The 20,896-nt window shown below is 63.1% G+C and carries 22 protein-coding genes; 12 read left to right on the forward strand and 10 right to left on the reverse strand.

The window, feature by feature from the left end; all coding sequences use genetic code 11:
• Positions 1 to 3: 3 nt before the first annotated feature.
• From CJ178_RS12235 to CJ178_RS12245, 3 genes are all read right to left on the reverse strand, one after another.
• A complete protein-coding gene (locus CJ178_RS12235) occupies positions 4 to 1,020 on the reverse strand; it encodes a DUF2804 domain-containing protein (protein ID WP_095886785.1) in 1,017 nt (338 codons plus the stop codon).
• A gap of 2 nt (positions 1,021 to 1,022) precedes the next feature.
• Positions 1,023 to 1,775, reverse strand: coding sequence for an isocitrate lyase/PEP mutase family protein (locus CJ178_RS12240; RefSeq protein WP_095886786.1), 753 nt, complete (start codon positions 1,773 to 1,775; stop codon positions 1,023 to 1,025).
• Positions 1,776 to 1,866: 91 nt separating this feature from the next.
• Complete coding sequence (locus CJ178_RS12245) at positions 1,867 to 3,135, reverse strand: cytochrome P450 (RefSeq protein ID WP_033235795.1); 1,269 nt, start codon at positions 3,133 to 3,135, stop codon at positions 1,867 to 1,869.
• 117 nt (positions 3,136 to 3,252) lie between these two features.
• On the opposite strand from CJ178_RS12245, the gene CJ178_RS12250 reads away from it, so the two are divergent.
• From CJ178_RS12250 to CJ178_RS12265, 3 genes are read left to right on the forward strand one after another with little or no spacing between them, the layout of a single operon-like run.
• On the forward strand, positions 3,253 to 3,867 hold the full coding sequence (locus CJ178_RS12250) for a TetR/AcrR family transcriptional regulator (protein ID WP_033235591.1): 615 nt from the start codon (positions 3,253 to 3,255) through the stop codon (positions 3,865 to 3,867).
• Between the two features lie 26 nt (positions 3,868 to 3,893).
• Positions 3,894 to 5,264, forward strand: coding sequence for a hypothetical protein (locus CJ178_RS12255; protein WP_033235592.1), 1,371 nt, complete (start codon positions 3,894 to 3,896; stop codon positions 5,262 to 5,264).
• A gap of 13 nt (positions 5,265 to 5,277) precedes the next feature.
• The gene (locus CJ178_RS12265; protein ID WP_230590257.1) at positions 5,278 to 6,621 is read left to right on the forward strand and encodes a hypothetical protein; all 1,344 of its coding nucleotides are present in this window, start codon (positions 5,278 to 5,280) and stop codon (positions 6,619 to 6,621) included.
• Here CJ178_RS12265 and CJ178_RS12270 read toward each other — a convergent pair.
• Positions 6,578 to 6,991 carry an NUDIX hydrolase gene (locus tag CJ178_RS12270; protein WP_230590259.1) on the reverse strand — a complete coding sequence of 138 codons (414 nt, stop codon included), beginning with the start codon at positions 6,989 to 6,991 and terminating at the stop codon, positions 6,578 to 6,580. The two genes, CJ178_RS12265 and CJ178_RS12270, sit on opposite strands and share 44 nt — an antisense overlap.
• A gap of 193 nt (positions 6,992 to 7,184) precedes the next feature.
• On the opposite strand from CJ178_RS12270, the gene CJ178_RS12275 reads away from it, so the two are divergent.
• The 6 genes from CJ178_RS12275 to mnhG are packed head-to-tail and all read left to right on the forward strand — an operon-like array spanning position 7,185 to position 13,482.
• The gene (locus CJ178_RS12275) at positions 7,185 to 10,019 is read left to right on the forward strand and encodes a Na+/H+ antiporter subunit A (protein ID WP_033235594.1); all 2,835 of its coding nucleotides are present in this window, start codon (positions 7,185 to 7,187) and stop codon (positions 10,017 to 10,019) included.
• A complete protein-coding gene (locus CJ178_RS12280) occupies positions 10,016 to 10,633 on the forward strand; it encodes a Na(+)/H(+) antiporter subunit C (protein ID WP_033235595.1) in 618 nt (205 codons plus the stop codon). The genes CJ178_RS12275 and CJ178_RS12280 overlap by 4 nt, the downstream gene beginning before the upstream one ends.
• Before the next feature lie 17 nt (positions 10,634 to 10,650).
• A complete protein-coding gene (locus CJ178_RS12285) occupies positions 10,651 to 12,306 on the forward strand; it encodes a Na+/H+ antiporter subunit D (protein WP_202026177.1) in 1,656 nt (551 codons plus the stop codon).
• A complete protein-coding gene (locus CJ178_RS12290) occupies positions 12,303 to 12,872 on the forward strand; it encodes a Na+/H+ antiporter subunit E (protein ID WP_033235597.1) in 570 nt (189 codons plus the stop codon). Before CJ178_RS12285 ends, CJ178_RS12290 begins: the two co-directional genes overlap by 4 nt.
• A complete protein-coding gene (locus tag CJ178_RS12295) occupies positions 12,872 to 13,141 on the forward strand; it encodes a monovalent cation/H+ antiporter complex subunit F (RefSeq protein WP_202026106.1) in 270 nt (89 codons plus the stop codon). The genes CJ178_RS12290 and CJ178_RS12295 overlap by 1 nt, the downstream gene beginning before the upstream one ends.
• A complete protein-coding gene (gene mnhG, locus CJ178_RS12300) occupies positions 13,138 to 13,482 on the forward strand; it encodes a monovalent cation/H(+) antiporter subunit G (RefSeq protein WP_033235598.1) in 345 nt (114 codons plus the stop codon). The genes CJ178_RS12295 and mnhG overlap by 4 nt, the downstream gene beginning before the upstream one ends.
• Here mnhG and CJ178_RS12305 read toward each other — a convergent pair.
• The 5 genes from CJ178_RS12305 to CJ178_RS12325 form a co-directional block, all read right to left on the reverse strand.
• Positions 13,448 to 14,827, reverse strand: coding sequence for a phosphatase PAP2 family protein (locus CJ178_RS12305; protein WP_095886787.1), 1,380 nt, complete (start codon positions 14,825 to 14,827; stop codon positions 13,448 to 13,450). The two genes, mnhG and CJ178_RS12305, sit on opposite strands and share 35 nt — an antisense overlap.
• Before the next feature lie 83 nt (positions 14,828 to 14,910).
• Positions 14,911 to 16,035, reverse strand: a complete 1,125-nt coding sequence (locus CJ178_RS12310) for a glutamate--cysteine ligase (protein WP_033235600.1) — start codon at positions 16,033 to 16,035, stop codon at positions 14,911 to 14,913.
• Positions 16,036 to 16,122: 87 nt separating this feature from the next.
• Positions 16,123 to 16,827, reverse strand: a complete 705-nt coding sequence (gene sodC, locus CJ178_RS12315; RefSeq protein WP_033235601.1) for a superoxide dismutase[Cu-Zn] — start codon at positions 16,825 to 16,827, stop codon at positions 16,123 to 16,125.
• 89 nt (positions 16,828 to 16,916) lie between these two features.
• Complete coding sequence (locus CJ178_RS12320; protein WP_033235602.1) at positions 16,917 to 17,486, reverse strand: LytR C-terminal domain-containing protein; 570 nt, start codon at positions 17,484 to 17,486, stop codon at positions 16,917 to 16,919.
• Positions 17,487 to 17,557: 71 nt separating this feature from the next.
• Positions 17,558 to 17,911 carry a DUF3263 domain-containing protein gene (locus tag CJ178_RS12325; RefSeq protein WP_033235603.1) on the reverse strand — a complete coding sequence of 118 codons (354 nt, stop codon included), beginning with the start codon at positions 17,909 to 17,911 and terminating at the stop codon, positions 17,558 to 17,560.
• Between the two features lie 182 nt (positions 17,912 to 18,093).
• On the opposite strand from CJ178_RS12325, the gene CJ178_RS12330 reads away from it, so the two are divergent.
• Genes CJ178_RS12330 through CJ178_RS12340 form a run of 3 tightly spaced genes read left to right on the forward strand, consistent with a single transcriptional unit; the run spans position 18,094 to position 20,385 of the window.
• Entirely contained in the window at positions 18,094 to 18,684 is a 591-nt protein-coding gene (locus CJ178_RS12330; protein ID WP_033235604.1) for a peptide deformylase, read from the forward strand.
• A 5-nt stretch (positions 18,685 to 18,689) separates the two neighbouring features.
• Entirely contained in the window at positions 18,690 to 19,565 is an 876-nt protein-coding gene (locus CJ178_RS12335; protein WP_441346842.1) for a GNAT family N-acetyltransferase, read from the forward strand.
• Positions 19,566 to 19,581: 16 nt separating this feature from the next.
• Complete coding sequence (locus CJ178_RS12340; protein ID WP_095886788.1) at positions 19,582 to 20,385, forward strand: exodeoxyribonuclease III; 804 nt, start codon at positions 19,582 to 19,584, stop codon at positions 20,383 to 20,385.
• Positions 20,386 to 20,403: 18 nt separating this feature from the next.
• Here the strand turns inward: CJ178_RS12340 and CJ178_RS12345 are convergent, their stop codons facing one another.
• Positions 20,404 to 20,799: a GNAT family N-acetyltransferase gene (locus CJ178_RS12345; protein WP_373557452.1), complete on the reverse strand. Its 396-nt coding sequence runs from the start codon at positions 20,797 to 20,799 to the stop codon at positions 20,404 to 20,406.
• Positions 20,800 to 20,896 lie beyond the last annotated feature (97 nt).

A 20,896-nucleotide genomic window follows, 5' to 3' on the forward strand; every position in this document is an offset into this window, starting at 1 on the left:
CCCCTACCAGCGGTTCCGAACTTCCTCCGCAAACCCGAGGAGGTCGCGAACTTCCACCGATGTGCCGTCGTCGAGACCAACCGTGCCGGTGAACCTGCCGAACACCTGGTGCTGAATGGACCGCAGGACACCCACGTCGAATTTCGCGGCGCGATCGATGATGGGCTCGAACTTCATCTCGAACCGCCCGTCGTTGCTCGTGAAGTTCCACGGCGCACCGTCGTAGGTTCGTGGAATCTCGAACGCCAGGCGATCCAGTTTGTGCGCAACACCGTTCACGAAGACGATGTTCTCGCTGGCCGCTGTGGTGTCTCCGAATCCGTAACCGATGTTGAAGCCGAAGCGCTCGCCGTTCACCAATCCCGATGCCGAGCCCCAATACCAAGTGTTGTCGTAGGTCCAGACTCCGCGGCCCCAATCCAGCACTCCGAAGGCAACTTCCGGAGCAAACGCGAACTGCTGCGATCCGACCCGAACGGTGCCGGTAGCGGGCAGGCAGTTGACTTTCTGGTTGTAGTAGAACGACCGCGGAGCTTTCGGAAAGGGTGTGGCGATCGCGATGCGGTCATCGGCGGGGCTTTCGAGAAACAGATCGGCGTGCAATCCCTTGCCATGGTCGAATGCCGGGTAGTCCACGATCAGGCGACGACCACCGTCGACATGCCTGAACTCGAAGCGCGCCTTACCTTTCGACACAACGACGTCGCCGGAATCGGCACTGGAAGGCAACCCAAGTTTGCCCATCGGGAAGGGGAGCATCACGTTTTCCGTGACCTCACTCGGAGTGGTGAAATCCAGCCACGACACCCCGAGCAACCCCATGTAGCCGTTGTCCGCGACGGTCAGCGCAATCCCGTATTCCGGTGTGAGCACGCAGTAGTAGTCCCACTCCTTGAGCCGGAACTTCGGCGCCTTGACTGCCGACCGCCGATAAGTCTTGACCTCCGACGGCGCCCAGCCCGCCTCTACGAGGTGCCCACGCGCATCGAGAAGCGGGCCTGGCGACATCACGTTCTGCATTGTTATTTCCAGCGCCCCAAAATCTCGTTGGCCCGAGTCGACAATGCCATCTGGAAGAACGGCCCGAAGCTCACGCGGGCGACGCCGAGCGGTCCGAAACTAGCCGGGTCGTCCTGATCCGGGATCCCGATTGCATTGACCGGCAACGGAAGCTCCGACGTCAGACGCCGCTGGGTCGCGTCGTCGTGCCGTCCGACGGGGTAGAGAACATCGGCTCCCGCGTCGGCGGCCAGTTTCAGGCGAGCAATGGCGCGGTCCACACGATCAGCCTCGTCGCCCACCTGCTTCACGAACAGGTCGGTGCGCGCGTTGACAACAACGTGGACACCTGCGGCGTCGGCGGCCTGGCGAAGCCCACCCACAAAATCGGCGTGCTCCTGTGCCTCCCGAAGACGGCCACCCTCACTGTGCACGGTGTCCTCGATGTTGAGACCGACCGCGCCGGCATCGATCAGCCCTTCGATGAGCACAGCGGGCTCGAGTCCGTATCCACTCTCGATGTCCACGGAAACCGGAGCGTCGACGGCGCCGGTGATCTGCTTGATCCGGCGTACCAACTCGCCGAACGTGATTCCCTCGTTATCGGGCTTTCCGATGGAATCCGATACCGGGTGGCTGCCAACGGTCAGAGCTGCAAAACCGGCCGCAACAGCAAGATTTGCGGACCAGGCATCCCAGACGGTGGGGAGAATGACGGGGTTTCCTGGCTGGTGCAGCGCCAGTAGAGCGGTGGCCTTGTCGTTGATCGATGGCATACGGTGGCTCCTGAAAGTAGGCGATACGTCACCTTACTGTGCGCCTTTTTGGTAGCGCTGGCTACCAGAAAGGCGCACAGGGGCGTAGCCCCTAGTGAGCTACCGGGCAGCCTGTGCTCTTGTAATCAACCTGGAACTCCTTGATGCCGTTGATCCAACCCGAGCGCAGACGACGGGGATCACCGATCTTGGTGATGTCGGGGACATTGTCGGCGAGTGCATTGAACATCAGGTCGATCTCCATCCGGGCAAGATTCGCCCCGATACAGAAGTGCGCGCCAGTTCCACCGAAACCCAAGTGCGGATTGGGGTTACGGGTGATGTCGAAGGTCATCGGATCCTCGAAGACATCCTCGTCGAAGTTCGCGGAACTGTAGAGCATGACCACCCGCTGTCCCTTCTTGATGGAGACGCCGGCCAGTTCGGTGTCTTCGAGGGCGGTGCGCTGGAACGCGGTGACCGGTGTTGCCCAGCGGACGATCTCGTCGGCCGTCGTCTTGGGCCGTTCCTTCTTGTACAGCTCCCACTGCTCGGGATTCTCGAGGAACGCAATCATGCCGTGGGTGATGGCATTTCGGGTTGTCTCGTTGCCCGCCACCGCGAGGATCAGCACGAAGAATCCGAACTCTTCGGGGCTCAATGCGTCGCCGTCGATGTCGGCCTGGACGAGAGTGGTGACGATGTCGTCGGCCGGGCAGGTACGACGCGCGTCGGCCATTTGGTATGCGTATCCGAGCACCTCGGTGGACGCGACCGCCGGATCACCCACGTACTCGGGGTCGTCGTAGCCCATCATCTCGTTGGACCACTTGAACAGCTTGTCGCGATCGTCTTGCGGGACGCCGATCAGATCTGCGATCGCCTGCAGCGGCAGCTCACTGGCAATCTGCTTCACAAAATCGCCCGGGCCTTCACCGACGGCGGTGTCGACGATGCTGCGTGCGCGCCGGTCCAACTCGTCGCGCATCCCGTTGATGGCCCGCGGGGTGAACAGCTTGGAAATCAGCTTGCGAAGTTTGGTGTGCTCCGGCGCATCCTTGTTGAGGAGCAGGTGCCGCAGCATCTCGACGGCCTCGCGCGGCATGTCGTCCGCGAAGCGCGCAATGGCGGTGTTCTCCCAGCTCGAGAAGATATCGCTGCGCTGACTGACCTCTTTGACATCGGCGTGTCGAGAAACAACCCAGTAACCCTCGTCCTGAAATCCGCCGACGGTAGGCGGCTGCTCGCACCACCACACCGGTGCGCTTCGGCGAAGTTCGGCAAATTCCTCGAACGGAATCCGCTCGCCGAGAATCGCGGGGTCCGTGACGTCGAATCCGGCTGGCAGGTCAGGTGTGCGCGTTGTATCCGAGATAGTCATGGCGTCCTCTGATCGGTCGATTGTGCCCTGCACCACAGAGTAGCTTTCACTAACGGCCTGTCAAGTGACAGACGGATAGTCTCGTGCAAATTCGTCGACAGCCGTAAGATTCCTCCAATGACAGACACCGCCGCCAAACCGACTCTGCGCGAAAAGCAGAAGCAGCAGACCCGTGCCGACCTGGTGGCCGCAGCCGACGCACTGTTCACCGAACGGGGCTACGCCGCCGTCACCGTCGAAGACATCGCCGCCGCGGTCGGGTGCAGCCGAGCCACGTTCTATCTCCACTTCCCCGGCAAACTCGACATACTCAAGGCCCTCGGGTCCAATTCCGTCGTCATCAGCACGCTCGCGATATTCCAGGACCTCGACCACGTCCTCGATTCCGGTTCACGCGCAGAATTTGCGGGGTGGATCAACCGGACACTCGACTGGTGCCGCGATCATCACCACCTGATGCGCGCGTGGGACGAGGCCATGGTTCTCGAACCCGAATTTCGCACACTCGCGCGCGACGGCATCTCGGCGCTCCCCAATGCGATGACGTCGTACCTTGCCCGCTGGCCGCAGGAGCGACATGACGAGGCAAAACTCCGAGTTGAACTGCTACTCACGCAGATCGAGCGTTTTTTCATCCGATGGGCCGAGCAAGGCGCCATCACCGCCGGCGCCGACGTGGCCGCCGACGTCCTGACCGACATCTGGTTTCCCGCGCTGACCCCACCGGCCTGAGAGCGAGCCCGCGATAGGTTGGTTCGATGCCAGTCGATTTCCGAGCGATCCTCACCACCCTCGCGGCACTCGCGTCGGGGGCACTTGCCGCCTTCGCCTTGACCAATCCCCCGCTGCAGGACTGGGCGATTGTCGCCTCGCAGTCCGAAATCGACCGCTGGATCAGCAGCGGTCCCACCTCCGTTGCACTGGGCGCCGTCGTAGCCGTCCTCGCGTGCGCACTGTCGCAGCGGAGCGGTTCCCGCCGAGCAGCGTGGATCGTTGTCACCGCGGCAACAGCGATCATCGCACTGATCCGGGTTGCCGTTCCGGACGTTGCCGTCCTCGACCTGCTGATCACACTCGTGGTACTCAAAAGTGTTGCGGCAGGCGTCATTCTGGGCTGCGCAGTTGCCGCAAGCTGGGATCGGACCGCCGCAAGGAACGGCGTGCTACTGGGTGTGATCGCGGGATATCTGTCCGCGCACGCCTTCGGTACCGGAGCCGGCCGGATGAGCACCTCCGCTGTGGGCGAACCAGCGTGGTTTCTGCTGGCGGCAACTGCTGTACTGGCAGTCGCCTGCGCAATAAGCGCTCAGTCCGGATTCCGCATCAGACGCCCCGACGCCGGCGAAATCCGCGTCGCGCTCATTGCCGTGATCGCCTTGGCAATCGGGCACCGGATACTCGGATCCATCGTCGACCGACAGGAATTCGCGAGCAAGGGCACCGCCTGGGTGGTCATGATTCTCTGCGCCGCAGCGGCATTGGCCCTGACGGCGATCGTTGCCCGCCAACTCGGCGAGCAGTCCGGCGCGGGCGGCAAGTTTCTCTGGGCCGCAACAGCACTCGCAGCCGCGTCGACACCGACCCTGCTTGTCAACGGCCAATTCGGCCAGTGGGCATCGCTGGAATCCCCTTGGGTTGTGGTGCTCGCCTCCGGTGTGGCGGTCGCGCTGGGGTTGCGACTGAGCAAGCGCATCCCTGCCACCGTCGCAGTGGTCATCCTCGCCGCGGTGCCCCTGTCCGAGCTTCTCCCTTTCACCACTGCACACGGAGCCGTTTCGATCGTGGTGAAAATCGCCGCCCTGGGGTTCGGCGGAGCGGCGTTGCTCGGTGCGCTTGCTCCGGCCAGCCTGGTCGACGCCACCCTCGGACTCGCGATCCCGTTCGCGGCAATGACGTTTACCTCGATCACTGTTCTGGCCTATCAACTTTCGTGGCCACCGGTGCGGGTGAATTTCGCCTCTGTGGAGCCTGCGATATACACCGCGGAGATTCCAGTCGACTACGTCAACGCCCAGACAATCGGATCAGCACTCCTCTTTGTCGCGATCATCGCTGTGTGCGGCGCCGCCATCAGACGAGTTCCACAAAACTCCAATTCAGCAGAATCCGGCGTATCCGACGCTCATTGACTACCGTGAAGTGGTGCCCGTCATAAGCAGGACGCCCCGTCTGATACTCGGCGGCGTGACGGCATTCGTGGTCACCGTGGTCGGCTTGGCTCCCTTCCTGGAAAGCCAGTCCAGGTCGATTTGGTCGGGCGATCGGTTCTGGTCCATCGGCACGATCGGGGCCGGCGTTCTGGCGGTTGTTGCTGTCGGCACCGCGGCCGGTCTGGCTCGAACTCGCATTCGGACGTCGGCGCTGGTTGCATTCGGCGGACTCCTGCTGGAACTGCCAGGCCTGTATTACCAAGCCTTCGAGGCGCTGTCCCCGGTTGGTGCCGGCGTGGCGCTCGGAGCAATAACGGTCACGATTCCCCGCATGGTGCGGGCTGCCACCGTAGCGGGTGTGCTTGTTGCCGTGTTCGTTTCGGATGCACTGCTCGACCCCACGGCAGTTCCACGTCGCTATGCGGACTACCTCGCGCAAGACACCACCCAGTTTCAGCCGCCGATCGTGGCCGCCACACTCATCGCCCTCGGACTGACTGCACTTACGGCGCTCGTTTGGTGGCGCAGCAACGCCGACCGACATCGCGACGAGCCACCGGAACGGATGGCAGTGCGGCCTGTGGTGATCTCGGCAGTGCTGACGCTCATGGGCGTGGCCGTGAACTGGTGGATCACCATCAACACGGTGTGGGCGGCGATTCCCGTCGTCGCCTGTGCCATTTTGGTCACCGTCATTGCCGCACGTGTTTTGGAGAAGGGCGGCCAGATCCTGCTGATGTCGACGGCCGCCGCGGCCATGCTGGCATCCGCGGTGGCAAACAGCCTGTCTGCGTCCGTGAGCACCGGGGCATCGGCGCCCGTTCCGACTGCGGTTTTTCTCACGGTCCTCATCATCGCGGCAGCAACGCTCGCAGCGTTTCGTCCCTCACTCGTGGGCGGCTACATCGTGCTCGTTGTCTTGTCCGTTGCCGGAATTGCGAGTTACGTCGCAACAACCACGTTCTCTTCGGAGAACGCGCTTTCGGTCAGCGACGTCCTGATCCGCATCTGCGGCGCCGGCGCGGCGTACACGATTGTCAGCGCCATGCAGTCCGAACCGGCGCGGACCGGCGCGTCGCGACTGCTCGTCGGTCTCAGTGTGATCTTCGGACCCACGGCATTGGCCTTACTGGTATATCCGCAGTTCTCCTACGGGTGGACCGACTACACGCCCATCACCGGAGCTACCACGGCCAGTCGGTTCGCACCGTCCGACGACGTCTTGATCCTCAACGGCACAGCCCTCGTGATCGTGGTCGTCTGCGCCTACGCGAGCCGCCGACTGCGTCTGATCAGTCAATCAGGTCCATCGACACCAAGCGTCGAAACACTTTGAGCGAACCTGGTGCCACGTCGTCCATGGCTTCGTACTCTGCGCACGTAAAGTACCGGAACTCGGCGATCTCGCTCGTCGGACGGGGTTCGCCGTCCATCTCGGCGCGATAGCAACTCATGTGCAGCGCCGTCCCTACCGAATGCCCGAACGCCTGAGCTTCGAACACGTCGAGAAACTCGACGGTGCCGGGGACAAGTCCGACATCGAGTTCCTCACGAATCTCGCGGTGCAATGCTTGTTCGGTGGTCTCACCCGGATCGATTTTGCCGCCGGCCATGTAGAACGCTGTCTTCCCGACCGACCGGGTCTGAATCAGTCGGCGATCCCGAATATGTGCAAGGGCAGCGGTGCGGATGATCTGCGTTTTCACCCGGTCCAACATACGTGTATCAGTTCACACGGTTGTAGTTCGAAGCGACGCACTGCACGGCAAATGAAGACGGGCCGGTAATGTATACACCCAGACGGTGTCCTTGTGAAGGGGCTACGTCCCGAAATTACCGATAGGTTCGATTTGTTCGGACACCCCGCCGCCCGCTGAACACAACACGACGGAGTGCCTTTTGCTCAGTATTCTGCTTGCCCATGCCGTTGCCGCCCTCTTGGCTCCGCTTGTGGTGCGCAGGTTCGGGCGAAATGGATTCTTCCCGCTCTCACTGGTTCCGCTGGTCAGCCTCGGTTGGGTCATCGACAAATGGGGCACAGTCGAGACACTCCACATCACGTGGGCTCCTGGCCTGTCGATGGACATCGACTTCAGATTCGACGCGCTCTCCGCGATCATGGCCGTCCTGGTCCTGGGTGTCGGCACGCTGATTCTGATCTACTGCGCACGATATTTCAACGACGACGAACCCCGCCTCGGCATCTTCGCTGCCGAAATGGTGGCATTTGCCGGCGCCATGTTCGGCCTCGTGACCAGCGACAACATGTTGCTGCTCTACATGTTCTGGGAACTGACCACGGTTCTGTCGTTCCTGTTGGTCGGCCACTACGCCGAGCGCGCTACCAGTCGCCGCGCCGCAACCCAGGCACTGTTGGTCACCACCGCTGGTGGTCTCGCGATGTTGGTCGGCATGATCATCCTCGGCCAAGCCGGTGGCAGCTACAACCTGTCCGACCTGGTCGCCAACCCGCCGACGGGATGGTTGCCGTCCGTCGCGATTGTCCTGATCCTGATCGGTGCACTGTCGAAATCCGCAATTGTCCCGCTGCACTTCTGGCTTCCCGGCGCCATGGCCGCGCCCACCCCGGTCAGCGGTTATCTCCACGCCGCCGCGATGGTCAAGGCCGGTATTTACCTCGTTGCCCGTCTCGCCCCCGGATACGCGGATTCACCGCCGTGGCGCATCACCATCATCAGCCTCGGCTTGCTGTCGATGATCCTGGCCGGTTGGCGAGCCATGCGGGCATACGACCTCAAGCTCGTCCTTGCGTTCGGCACCGTCAGCCAACTCGGTTTCATGATGGTTCTGGTCGGTCTGGGAACCCGCGACGCGGCCCTCGCCGGCATGACGATGGTGGTGGCGCACGCCATGTTCAAGGCTGCGCTCTTCATGGTGGTCGGTATCATCGACCACACCACCGGCACCCGTGACCTGCGCAAACTTGCCCATCTCGGTAAGACGGCCCCCGCGCTGGCGATCATCGCGGCCCTAGCCGCCGCCAGCATGGCCGGGCTACCGCCGCTTCTCGGATTTGTCGGCAAAGAAGCTGCCCTCGAATCGGTGCTCGAAACCGACGTCCTCGGCCACTGGTCGTCCATCGCCGTCATCACTGTCATCGTGATGGGTTCGATTCTGACCGTCGGATACAGCATTCGCTTCATCTGGGGCGCGTTCGGACGCAAGACCCTGAGCAAGCCCAGCCCCGCCGTGAGCAAGATGCATGCGCCCAGCGCTCTGTTCTTGTTCTCCCCTGGTCTGCTCGCCGTTGCCGGACTGGCTGCCGGAATACTGTCGCCGCAGCTCGAGAAGCTACTGACGCCGTACTCCACCACCCTGCCCGCCGGTCCGCACGCCGACTATCACCTGGCGTTGTGGCACGGCGTCAATACGCCGCTGCTGCTCACCTGTGTGGTCATCGCCGGAGGTTTTGCGCTCTACATCGCGCAACGCCAGATCAGCCGCCTGCACTTCGAGCACCCTCCGCTCGGCAACGCCGACCGTATCTACGACGCGACCCTGCGCGGCATGGACACCATCTCCATGCGTCTGACCGGAGTCACGCAGCGTGGTTCACTGCCCCGGACGCAGTCGACCATCCTCGCGACGCTGGTTGTCGTTCCCCTGGTCCTACTGATCATCGACACCGACACGGGCGTCGATCTCCGGTTGTGGGATTCCCCCATCCAGTTGACGATCGCGCTGATGATGATCGCCGCAGCCATCGCTGCGACTGTGATGCGCAACCGTCTGGCCGCCGTGATCCTGGTCGGACTCACCGGCTACGGCTCCGGTGTGTTGTTCGCGCTGCATGGTGCCCCCGACCTGGCTCTTACCCAATTCCTGGTCGAAACACTGACTTTGGTCATCTTTGTGCTCGTGCTTCGAAAGTTCCCGGCCGAGATCGACGAGAGTAAGGCGATCGGGTTCAAGTTGCCGCGCGCCCTTCTGGCCGGTGCCGTCGGAATCACGATCACCGCCATCGCGGCGTACGCAGTCAACGCTCGCAATACGCGCCCGATCTACGAACTGCTTCCCGACGCCGCGTACACCATCGGCAACGGCAAGAACGTGGTCAACGTCCTGCTCGTCGATATCCGCGCCTGGGACACTCTCGGCGAGATCTCGGTGCTGCTGGTTGCCGCGACGGGCGTCGCCAGCCTTGTGTTCCGCAACCGCCGCTTCGGTATCGCGCCCCGAGTGTCCGACGCGCCTTCGGTGATCGTCGACAAAGCGGCCGCAAGCACCGACACGACCTGGCTGCGCGGCGGCGACCTGATCGATCCGCGTCACCGCTCCCTGGTCCTCGAGGTCACCACCCGGTTGGTCTTCCCGACGATCATGGTGCTGTCGATCTACTTCTTCTTCTCCGGCCACAACGCGCCAGGTGGCGGCTTTGCCGGCGGCTTGACGGCCGGGCTTGCGCTCGTGTTGCGCTACCTCGCCGGTGGACGCTACGAACTCGGTGAAGCCGTTCCCATCGACGCCGGAAAGATCCTCGGCCTGGGCTTGGCTCTCTCGGCCGGCACCGCGATCATCTCGCTGTTCCTCGGTGCCCCGGCTCTCTCGTCGGCGGTCTTCGAGTTCACCCTCCCGCTGATCGGCCACGTCAAACTGGTCACCGCACTGTTCTTCGACCTGGGCGTCTACCTCATCGTGGTCGGCCTGGTGCTGGACGTACTCCGAAGTCTCGGCGCACGCCTCGACGCAGAAATCGAGGTGAAAGCATCATGAGCGCAAATATCGGAATGCTCCTCCTGATCGCCGTCCTGACGTCGACGGGCGTGTACCTGCTGATCGAGCGCAGTATCACCCGCATGTTGCTGGGAATGCTTCTGCTCGGAAACGGCATCAACCTGCTGATCCTCACCGTCGGCGGCAGTGACGGCAATCCGCCGATCGTCGGCCGCGACTCCGTGCACGAAGAGATCGCCGATCCTCTGGCGCAGGGCATGATCCTGACCGCGATCGTCATCACGATGGGCATGGCCGGCTTTGTTCTGGCACTGGCGTACCGGTCTTACAAGATCAACACCGCCGACGCCGTGGAAGACGATCCCGAGGACACCAAGGTCTTGCTGCGCAGGTTGCCCGCCGACGCTCCCGACCACGACCGATCCGACGACCCCGTCACCGGTGCGCCGAGCATCGGCGGCGACGCATTCGACAAGGACGGCAACCCCATCCCCCTGGAACAACTGGTCAACCTCGAGGACATCGAGTGCTACGAAGATCTTCGCGACGGGGATTTCGAGGACGAACCCGTGCCCGACTGGGCCACTGACCTCGCCCGCAAGAAAGAACCTGAGAAGCGCCAGAAAGACGGTAAGGGAGGTGCGCGCACGTGACCATTTCGTCCAACCTCATGGGCGCACTGGCGCCCCTGCCCGTCTTGATTCCGATGCTGGGCGCTGCCGCCACACTTGTTGTCGGCCGACGTCCCCGGTTCCAGCGAGTCATCACCCTGATCGCACTGGTCGCCGTCGTGGCTGTGTCCGGCATGCTGCTGTATCTGGCAGACCGCGACGGCACCACCGCAGTTCAGGTGGGCGGCTGGGATTCGCCGATCGGCATCACTCTCGTCGTCGACCGACTGTCGGCGATGATGCTGGTCGTCTCCTCGATCGTCCTGCTCACCGTCATGGTGTACGCGATCGGTCAGGGTATCCGCGACGGTAACGAAGCGCAGCCGGTGTCGATCTTCCTGCCGACATATCTGGCTCTGACCGCGGGTATTTCCAACGCCTTCCTCGCCGGTGACCTCTTCAACCTGTACGTCGGGTTCGAGGTGCTGCTGTCCGCGAGCTTCGTCTTGCTGACCTTGGGAGCGAGTGCCGACCGCGTTCGAGCGGGTGTCTCGTACGTCATGGTGTCGATGGTGTCTTCGCTGATCTTCCTGGCCGGCATCGCCTTTGCGTACGCCGCGACTGGCACACTCAACATGGCCGACATGGCCCTGCGGTTCGACAACATCCCCGCCGGCACCCGCACCGCGATCTTCGGCGTCCTACTCGTGGCGTTCGGGATCAAGGCTGCGGTCTTCCCACTGTCGGCGTGGCTTCCTGACTCCTACCCGACGGCGCCGGCGCCCATCACCGCCGTCTTTGCCGGCCTGCTCACCAAAGTTGGTGTGTATGCGATCATCCGCGCGCACTCACTGCTGTTCCCGCAAGGTGAACTCGACAATGTCCTGATGGTGTGCGGTCTGTTGACCATGGTGGTCGGCATCATGGGTGCCATCGCCCAGAGCGACATCAAACGATTACTGTCCTTCACCCTGGTCAGCCATATCGGCTACATGATCTTCGGTATCGCGCTCTCCACGACCTCGGGATTGTCGGGCGCCATCTACTACGTCGCGCACCACATCATCGTGCAGACGACGCTCTTCCTCGTCGTGGGTCTGATCGAACGACAAGCCGGAAGCTCGTCACTACGACGCCTCGGCGGTTTGGCCGCTGCCAGCCCGATTCTGGCTATCGTGTTCCTCGTTCCCGCTCTCAATCTTGGTGGTATTCCGCCGTTCTCCGGCTTCATCGGCAAGGTTGCGCTGCTGCAAGCCGGAGCCTCCGACGCCAGCGCACTCGCCTGGGTACTCGTCGCAGGCGGTACCGTCACCAGCCTCCTGACGCTCTACGCCGTGGCCCGTGTGTGGACCAAGGCCTTCTGGCGCGCCCGAGCCGACGCACCCGAAGGCGACCTCGCCGATGTCAGCCCGTCGGCTCTGATCGACGAATCCGAAGAGGACATCGCGTTCGACGACCGCGAGGACGTCGGCAAGATTCCCGCCTTCATGCTGATCCCGACAGTCGCACTCGTGGGCGTCGGCCTCGCGTTGACGGTGTTTGCCGGGCAGATCATCGACATCAGCGACCGAGCCGCGAAGGATCTACAGGATCGGTCCATCTACATCGACGCGGTTCTCGGCGATCACCGACCGATACCTGTAGCCGACGCCCCTGTAGCCGACACGCCTGTGACTGACACGCCTGTGACTGACACCGAGGAGGCGCCGCGATGAAACGCTCACTCGTACTCCGCATCGGAGTCCTCCTGTGGCTCATGATCGTGTGGATTCTGCTGTGGGGCAACGTCAGCTGGGGCAATATCTTCGGTGGACTTGCTGTCGGCCTGGTCATCATGGTCCTTCTACCGCTGCCGCCGGTCCCCGTGGAAGGTCGAGTGCACGTGCTCTCGATCCTGCGTCTGATCGGCGTGATCGTGTACTACGCGGCCGTCTCCAGCATCCAGGTGGCGTGGCTTGCCATCCGGCCGTCGCCGCCGCCCGTCACCGGTGTTCTGCGCTACCAACTTGGTATCAAGTCCGATCTGGTACTCACGCTGTGCATCGACGTGCTGAACCTGATCCCGGGAACGATGGTTCTCGAGATCGACCAGAACCGCCGGATCGTCTACGTTCACGTCCTCGACGTAGGTTCACAGAAAGCGGTGAGCGCGTTCTATCGCTCGGTCGAAGATCTGGAGCGACTGTTCATCGCGTCGTTCGAGCGTGACTCCGACTGGCAACCAAGCCCGTGGCACCAACGTGACTACGAATTCGATGCGCCACGAGCGGAGGATCAATAATGAACGGATTCATCACCACCATCCTGATCATCTCCGGAGTGATGCTCGCGGTCGCCGCAGTCCTGACCACTTTCCGGCTCATCGACGGGCCGAGCTCACTCGACCGTCTGGTCGCGCTGGACACGATTGTCGCCGTTGCCATGTGTGGACTCGCAGTATGGGCCGCGTACAGCGGAGACACCACGATCGTTCCCGCGATCGTTGCACTCGCTCTGGTCGGATTCATCGGATCCGTCTCGGTTGCACGATTCCGGGTGAGTGACCGATGATCGGCAACATCCTCGACGTCATCGGCGTCCTCGCCATCTTCCTCGGCTCGGTGCTCGCCCTGACCGCAGCTGTCGGCATCGTGCGATTCCCCGACACATTGCGCCGGATGCACGCGGCCACGAAACCTCAGGTCGTCGGACTTGTTCTTGTTCTCATGGGCGCGGTGTTCCTGCTGCGCGGCAGCGTCGACATCTGGATGCTCGTCCTGGTCGGAATCTTCACCATGCTGACAGCGCCGGTGATCGCACACAGCGTCGGCCGTGTGGCCTACCGCGAGCAGCGCGAGCAGGACGCCGTCATGAAGATCAACGAATTGGAAGACCCGCCGCAGAGTCCGTAGCTGAATCCGTAGGGTCCGCGACGTCTTCGCTCCGGCCGCCCCACTGCGCAAGCGCAGTGCCAGGCTTGGCGTAGAACGTCGCGAAGAAGGCCACCGACATCGCGGTCAGAACTCCGACGAGCAGCGGCCCGAACAGTTCCGGGTACGCCGCCATCTGCACGGACGCGAACCGGTACGACAGCAGTAGTCCGACGAGTATCGCGCTTCCGCCGAGCACCAGCCTGATGCGGAACCAACCCCAACCACGTTCCGGATCGTGCAGTGCGGCATCGAGAGTCAGGCACAGAACCGCGCCGGCGATGAGGTCGACGCCGTAGTGGAACCCGAAACCCAGGGTTGCCGTCAACGTCGCGAGAAGCCAGAACGTACCCAAGGTCCGCAGCCACCACGGGCCGCGGCGCGAGTGGGTGAACAGCGCAACAGCCCACGCCGTATGAAGACTCGGCATGCAGTTACGTGGTGCTGCGTCGTCGAACGGCAGCGACGCCGGCGCCGAGAAATCCACGTTCGGAACGATATTCGGCCAGAAGTCGCCGATCTGGAATCCGAACCCGCGGGGGCCGAACGCAAATACCGGACCCACCACGGGGAACAGAATGTAGAAGATCGGCCCGATCAAACCGATCAGCAGAAACGTCTGGAGAAGGTGATGCGACGGCCAGCCCTTACGGCATTGGTACAGCGCGACAACGATGATCGCGACCGGCAATTCGACGTAGATCCAGTCGAGGATCGCCGCTCCCACCGGGCCGAACGCGTCGACGAACTGACCCATGACCCACGACGGGTTGCCCAGCGCCTGATCGGCCAGGAAGACGTACTCGTCCCACACGTCGGTGCCGAGGAGGATGGTGATCGAAAGCCAGGTCTCGGCCACCTTCGCGGCGAGGATCAGCAACGCACCCAACACCACTCCGCGAAGCACGCCGGACCGACGCTCACCGGTGAGTTTCCAGAACGCGTACACCGCAATAGCAGTGAGCACCCAGGTGCCGCCGGTGCCCATCGTGATCGGACCGCCGGCGGACCAGCGGATAACTCCGACCACCAGGTCGATGGCAACAGCCGCGGAGATCGCGTACACACGCTCCCGGGTATTGAGCCCGACCAGGGCCAATGCCAGCCCCACCCACGGCATCGTTGCCGAACGAGGAACCAGGAAGTAGTCACCGAACAGGCTTTCCACCGGACCGAGATATCCCTTGTAGGACGCAAAAGCTTGCACGCCCAGAACGAGGGCAAGCACTGCGGCACTACCGAGAATCAGGACCTTGTGCGAAGCCGCCCAGGACTGGCCCGTCTGTCCCGTCGAAGCCCCACTTCGGGACACACTGTCTGTCAACACCGGATAATAGTAAACGGCGAGTGAACGGTGCTTGGACGGCGTCTAGACAAATGGACTGTTTGTCCGAACTGCTCAGCGGCGCGTCACGTACCCAACTCTGCAACCAACGCGTCGACCACTGCCACCAGATCTCCACCGTGAGCTTCCGCGACGCGTCGTTGACGCTGGTACGACGCTCCGCGGCGCGGAATATCGGCGACGGATGCCAACTCGTCCGCGCACCCGAGCGACACCGCGATCGGCGTGAGATCTTCGAGCAGTCGCTCCAAGTCGTCGGTGACCAGACATTCGTTTGCGGCCGAGTCCAGAATGATCTCGGCGTCGAGACCGTATCTGGCTGCGCGCCACTTGTTTTCCTTCACGTGCCACGGCTGCATGTTCGGCAACGTCTCCCCCGCGCTGAGGCGGCGGTCGAGATCAACGATGAGGCAGTGAACCAATGCGACCAGCGCGCCCAGTTCCGCGCGCGTCGACACCCCGTCGAACACCCGGACTTCGATGGTTCCCCACTTGGGCGCCGGACGAATGTCCCAATGCATGCCACCGATCTTGGTGATCACGCCGGTCTTCATCTGGTCGTCGATGAACGACTCGTACTCGGCCCAGCTCTCGAATTGGTACGGCAGACCCGCCGTCGGCAACTGCTGGAACATCAGTGCCCGGTTGGACGCATAGCCGGTATCGACACCGGCCCACATCGGCGACGACGCCGACAGCGCCAACAGATGCGGGTACCGCTGCAACAGCGCATTGATGATGGGGAACACCCGATCCGCCGAAGACACTCCGACGTGGACGTGCACACCCCAGATCAACATCTGCCGGCCCCACCACTGCGTGCGCTCGATCAGCTCGTCGTAATCAGGCGTGCGCGTGACCAACTGAGTGGACCACTGGGCAAACGGATGGGTACCCGCACAGATGAGGTCGACGGCCAGCGGATCCGCGGCCCGGCGCAACAGGTCGAGGGACGCATCGAGATCGCTCATGGCTTCGCCGACCGTGTCGTGAATGCCCGTCACCAACTCGACGGTGTTGCGCAGCAACTCCTTGGTGATGTGCGGAGTCTCGGAGCCCGCAAGCTCCTCGACCGCCGAAAACACCTCGGCAGCTGTATTGGAGAGATCTCTGGTCACACGATCGACCAAGGCGATCTCCCACTCCACGCCCAGCGTCGGACGCGGCGAACCCGGAAATGGAACTACCACGCAGAGAATCCAACCACAATGATCGCGAGAACACCGTGCTGGCTACTGCGTGGTAGTTGCCGAAGTGATACAGAACTCAGAGCAGGATCAGCTCTCGGTGATGACACCACACGCAACGCGTGCGCCGGCGTCACCGGTATCGAGGGTCTGCTGATCCGGCGCCGGCGCGTAACGCGTCGGGATGTTGCCGAAGTTGTCGGCACCTGCGTGGATCATGACGGACGTGCCGCCGTTAGCCACCAGCTGATCGACCGTGAACGCATCGGTGGTGGTCACGAGGGTGGCCGAACCGTCCTCGAGAACCTGTACGGACGTCAGGTCGCCGCTGGCGGGATGGCCGGTGTGGCCCTCTGCCTGGAAGTGTCCGCCGGCCGAGAGGAAGTTGCCCGGCTCGCCGCCGCTGGGCGCAACCGAGTTGGTCTCGCACTTGGCAATCTGGTGAACGTGGAAGCCGTGGAAGCCCGGCGTCAGGCCCTTTGCATCGAGGGTGACCTTGACGTCACTACCTTCCTGCGTGAACGTGACAGTGCCGACCTTGCTGCCGTCTGCGCCGTTCAACGTTGCGGTAACCGTCTCGGTTGCGGAGCTACCGGCATGAGCAGTCGACGACGCTCCGTGGCTTTCGCTCTCATGTGCGCTTGGGTCGGCCGCACCCGTCCACACAGGCGGAGTTGTACCGGGGACGTTGCTGGGCTCTTCGTTGTTACTGCAGGCAGTCAAGCCGAAAGCGGCTAGTGCGACTACGGGGGCAACGACGCGCCAGGACATACGCCGGGTGCTGCTGGGGGCCATCGAACCGCTCCTTTGGGTGGCGAGGAAGTGCAACTGATCATAACGGCGTGAGTAGTACACAGACCCGACGGGTGGTCCGAACCGACGGGTCAGTTGGACGTGACGATGACGATCACACCGGGCGACGCGCTTGCGATACCGGCAAATCGCGGCTCTGCCGTCACACCGAGTTCGGCGGCAATCTGCTGCGCCGCTGCCTTCTCTGCCGCGGAAGATCCGTAGTACACCGTGGTGGTGCTCACCGTTCCTTCGCTGTAGTTACCCGTCTCCTCGACGTTCCAACCCGCAGCGGTCAATTCTTCCGCGGTTCCTGCTGCGAGCCCGGATACCGTGCTGTTGTTGAGCACCCGGACACTGACAGTCGACGGATCGACACTCACCGACGCGCCGGCTGATGTCGTGGTGGCGGACGGGCGTGTCGTCGTGGTTTCCGCGGAGTCGGTGCCGGTTTTGGCAGCCGGTGCTGTTGTCACGGGGGCAACCGCTGTTGTGGTTGCGGCCGGCGCGCTCGTCTCGGTCTGCTCGGCCGCCGTGGTGTCGGAATCGGAACCGCCGAGTGACGCCGCACCGAGCCCGATGAACACGATCGCGAGGGCGATCAGCACCATGGCGATAGCGCGTAGGGGTGGTCCGGACGGCTGCTCTTTCGGGGTACTCACACTCTCGACCCTATCGCCAGTGGGCGGTTCGACCGTTCATCGACAGAGGTTTGTGTGTAGGTTTTGCGGCTTCAGGTCACTTCGAAGCCGAGGCGACGAGCCGCCCGGGCCTTCTGCCGGCTGGCACGCAACCGGCGCAGGCGTTTGACCAGCATCGGATCGGCCGCCAACGATTCGGGGCGATCAACGAGTGCATTGAGCACCTGGTAGTAGCGGGTTGCCGACATGTCGAACAACTCTTTGATCGCTACTTCCTTCGCGCCGGCGTACTTCCACCATTGGCGTTCGAAGGAAAGAATGTCGTGTTCTCGGCGAGTAAGCCCGTCTTCGCCGACATCGTTGATTCCGGCAGAGCTGACGCCCGCAGCATCTTCGACCTCGGCGCCATCGGTCCGGCTTCGACTACGCGCAACTGCGCTGTCCATGTCACTCCTCGACTGCTGTATTCGCCGTCAGTGAGACTGTGTCCCCCTGTTGCCCGCGTTCCCCCGGGTACGTGGCCCGACCGAGCAACAAATCACATCGTTGTTCTTCAGCAACCATTGAACCACGAGGTATCGGGCGGGCCGCGATAACCACGCGGGCGCGCCGCACTATCCTTGACGCCATGGCTATCCTCCCCATCCGAATCGTCGGCGACCCGGTACTGCACGAGCCCACAAAGCCGGTCACGCAGTCTCCGGCGGAAATCGCCGAACTGATCGCCGACATGTACGAGACGATGGACGCCGCCAACGGCGTCGGCCTCGCGGCCAATCAGGTCGGTGTTTCGCTGCGTCTTTTCGTGTTCGACTGCCCAGGTGACGATCGTAGCGACACCCGCCGACGCGGAGTTGTGGTCAACCCCGTCCTCGAGACGTCGGAAATCCCCGAGACGATGCCCGATCCCGAGGACGACTTCGAAGGCTGCCTTTCCGTTCCCGGCGAGCAGTTCCCCACCGGCCGCGCCGACTGGGCCAAGGTCACCGGAACCGACGCCGACGGCAACCCTGTCGAGTACGAAGGCACCGGATTCTTCGCCCGGATGCTCCAGCACGAAACCGGCCACCTCGACGGCTTCCTGTACACCGACGTTCTGATCGGCCGGAATGCGCGCGCCGCGAAGAAGGCCATCAAGCAGTCCGGTTGGGGTAAGCCCGGATTGACCTGGACTCCGGGTACGGTCGACGATCCGTTCGGCCACGACGACGAAGACTGAGACATTTGCCCATCTCGATCGGTAGCCGGGTGGTGCTGCGGTACAAGCTCCCACCCGGCTACTCGCATCCGATGACCGACGTGATCGGCACCCTCGAATCCGCGGACCCGATCACGGTTCGCGGCAACGACGGGCGTGTTGTCACCGTATCGGCGGATCAGGTAATCGCGCTCAAAGTTCTTGCAGCGCGGCCCATTCGGGTGGGCGACATCCGCAACCTCGAGATCGCGGCGGCCGCCGGTTCGCCGGGATCCGAGCAGGCTCGGATCGACGGTTGGCTGCTGCGCATCGGGCACTCGCCCCATGACATGGACTCGGCACTCCCCCTCGGCGAACCCGGCGGCAGTGCGTCGCGAACCCCGGAAACGCTGGCGGCCATCCGCTCCTGGTTCGCAGATCGGGGACGTCCGACCACTCTGATGCTGCCCGACCGCCTCGGAATTGCCCCGCCCACGTGGATTTCCGGCGGCGAGGGCATCATATTTGCCGCCGACCTCGACAACGTAGCCCCGACGCCGCCACAGTTCACGACCACCATCGACGACGCTCGCGCCGGGGACTCCCTCACGCGCGTGGCCACCGGAACGATCGGCAGCGCCGACACGATGATCCTGGCTTCGGCACGAGCCGCCGTCAGCGACGCGCCCGACGGCCGTCGGTGGGCAGGTCTACTCGATCTCGCGGTGGCGGATGCACACCGACGGCACGGAATCGGCACTCTGATCTGCACTGACTTGCTCGGGTGGAGTCGAATCCAGGGCGCAACCCATGCTTACCTGGCCGTTCCCGAAGACAACACCGCGGCAGTCGCGACAGCCCGCTCGCTCGGCTTCGTCGAACATCATCGCTACCGGTACGCCACCGCGCCTGTCGGTGCCTGACGCTAGGCTTGCCCGCGTGCGCATAGCTACCTGGAACGTCAACTCCGTCCGTGCCCGTACCGACCGGATCATCGATTGGCTCGACCGATCCGACGTCGATGTCCTGGCGATGCAGGAAACCAAGTGCAAGGACGAGCAGTTCCCGTACGAACGTTTCGAGGAGATCGGCTACAAGGTCGCTCACGTCGGACTCAGCCAGTGGAACGGCGTTGCCATCGCCTCGCGTATCGGTCTCGACGACGTGCAGATCGGCTTCGAGGATCAGCCGGGCTTCACCAAGGACCCCGAAGCGGAGCAGGTGCGCGAGGCCCGCGCGATCGGCGCGACGTGTGGCGGGGTGCGGGTGTGGAGCCTGTATGTTCCCAACGGCCGTGAACTCGACGATCCCCATTACGCGTACAAGCTGGACTGGCTCGCCAAGCTGCGCGACGACGCCGAAGGCTGGCTGAAGCAGAACCCGGACGAGCAGATCGCCCTCGTCGGCGACTGGAATGTCGCACCCACCGACGAGGACGTCTGGGATCCCGCTGTCTTCGAAGGCAAGACTCATACGTCGCCGGCCGAGCGCGCTGCTTTCGACGCGTTCATCTCGTCCGGTTTCACGGACGTCGTCCGCCCCCACACTCCCGGTCCCGGCGTGTACACGTATTGGGACTACACGCAGCTCCGCTTCCCCAAGAAGCAGGGAATGCGCATCGACTTCATTCTCGGCTCGCCCGCACTGGCGGCTCGCGTCGAGTCCGCCGAAATCGATCGGAACGAGCGTAAAGGCAAGGGCGCCAGCGATCACGCCCCTGTGATCGCACAGCTGGGTTCCTGAAAAGCGGGAACGGCGCGGTCAGTCCTCGACGAGCAGATCGAGATATTCGGGATGCTCGCCGAGGTATCGCTGCACGTACGAGCACACCGGGCGAACCGACCACTCACGTTCGCGGGCGCAATCCATCGAGAACTGCACCAATACGGCTGCCATTCCCTGGCCGCCGTACTCTTCCTTGACGACGGTGTGCATGTACGCCACCACATCGCCGGCTTCGGCGCCGCACCCGAGGATCTCGTCTTCGTCGCGATAGCCGAGGATGCCGACCAGTTCGTCGCCCGCGAGCAATTCGAACCGTTCATGTGACGGGTTGTCGATCAGCGTGATGTCGGTGTTATTCATGGCGGAGTTGTTCATGGTGGAAACCTCCACTGCTGCACGCACGGTACCCAAACTGTGATCCATGACACTCATAGAAACAGTTGCCGACGACGCTGTCCCGGGATCGCCCAATTTTCGCACCGAGAACGACCCGACCGCAATCGCACCGAGATTTTCTTTCGGTACTGAG

It is taken from the genome of Rhodococcus sp. ACPA4 (genome assembly GCF_002300185.1).
Taxonomy (GTDB): domain Bacteria; phylum Actinomycetota; class Actinomycetes; order Mycobacteriales; family Mycobacteriaceae; genus Rhodococcus_F; species Rhodococcus_F globerula.

Excerpts from the sequence above, each read along its gene's own strand:
- CJ178_RS12235 (WP_095886785.1), bottom strand. The coding sequence starts at position 1,020 with ATGCAGAACGTGATGTCGCCAGGCCCGCTTCTCGATGCGCGTGGGCAC.
- CJ178_RS12240 (WP_095886786.1), bottom strand. The coding sequence starts at position 1,775 with ATGCCATCGATCAACGACAAGGCCACCGCTCTACTGGCGCTGCACCAG.
- CJ178_RS12245 (WP_033235795.1), bottom strand. The coding sequence starts at position 3,135 with ATGACTATCTCGGATACAACGCGCACACCTGACCTGCCAGCCGGATTC.
- CJ178_RS12250 (WP_033235591.1), top strand. The coding sequence starts at position 3,253 with ATGACAGACACCGCCGCCAAACCGACTCTGCGCGAAAAGCAGAAGCAG.
- CJ178_RS12255 (WP_033235592.1), top strand. The coding sequence starts at position 3,894 with ATGCCAGTCGATTTCCGAGCGATCCTCACCACCCTCGCGGCACTCGCG.
- CJ178_RS12280 (WP_033235595.1), top strand. The coding sequence starts at position 10,016 with ATGAGCGCAAATATCGGAATGCTCCTCCTGATCGCCGTCCTGACGTCG.
- CJ178_RS12285 (WP_202026177.1), top strand. The coding sequence starts at position 10,651 with ATGGGCGCACTGGCGCCCCTGCCCGTCTTGATTCCGATGCTGGGCGCT.
- CJ178_RS12290 (WP_033235597.1), top strand. The coding sequence starts at position 12,303 with ATGAAACGCTCACTCGTACTCCGCATCGGAGTCCTCCTGTGGCTCATG.
- CJ178_RS12295 (WP_202026106.1), top strand. The coding sequence starts at position 12,872 with ATGAACGGATTCATCACCACCATCCTGATCATCTCCGGAGTGATGCTC.
- mnhG (WP_033235598.1), top strand. The coding sequence starts at position 13,138 with ATGATCGGCAACATCCTCGACGTCATCGGCGTCCTCGCCATCTTCCTC.
- sodC (WP_033235601.1), bottom strand. The coding sequence starts at position 16,827 with ATGGCCCCCAGCAGCACCCGGCGTATGTCCTGGCGCGTCGTTGCCCCC.
- CJ178_RS12325 (WP_033235603.1), bottom strand. The coding sequence starts at position 17,911 with ATGGACAGCGCAGTTGCGCGTAGTCGAAGCCGGACCGATGGCGCCGAG.
- CJ178_RS12330 (WP_033235604.1), top strand. The coding sequence starts at position 18,094 with ATGGCTATCCTCCCCATCCGAATCGTCGGCGACCCGGTACTGCACGAG.
- CJ178_RS12345 (WP_373557452.1), bottom strand. The coding sequence starts at position 20,799 with ATGAGTGTCATGGATCACAGTTTGGGTACCGTGCGTGCAGCAGTGGAG.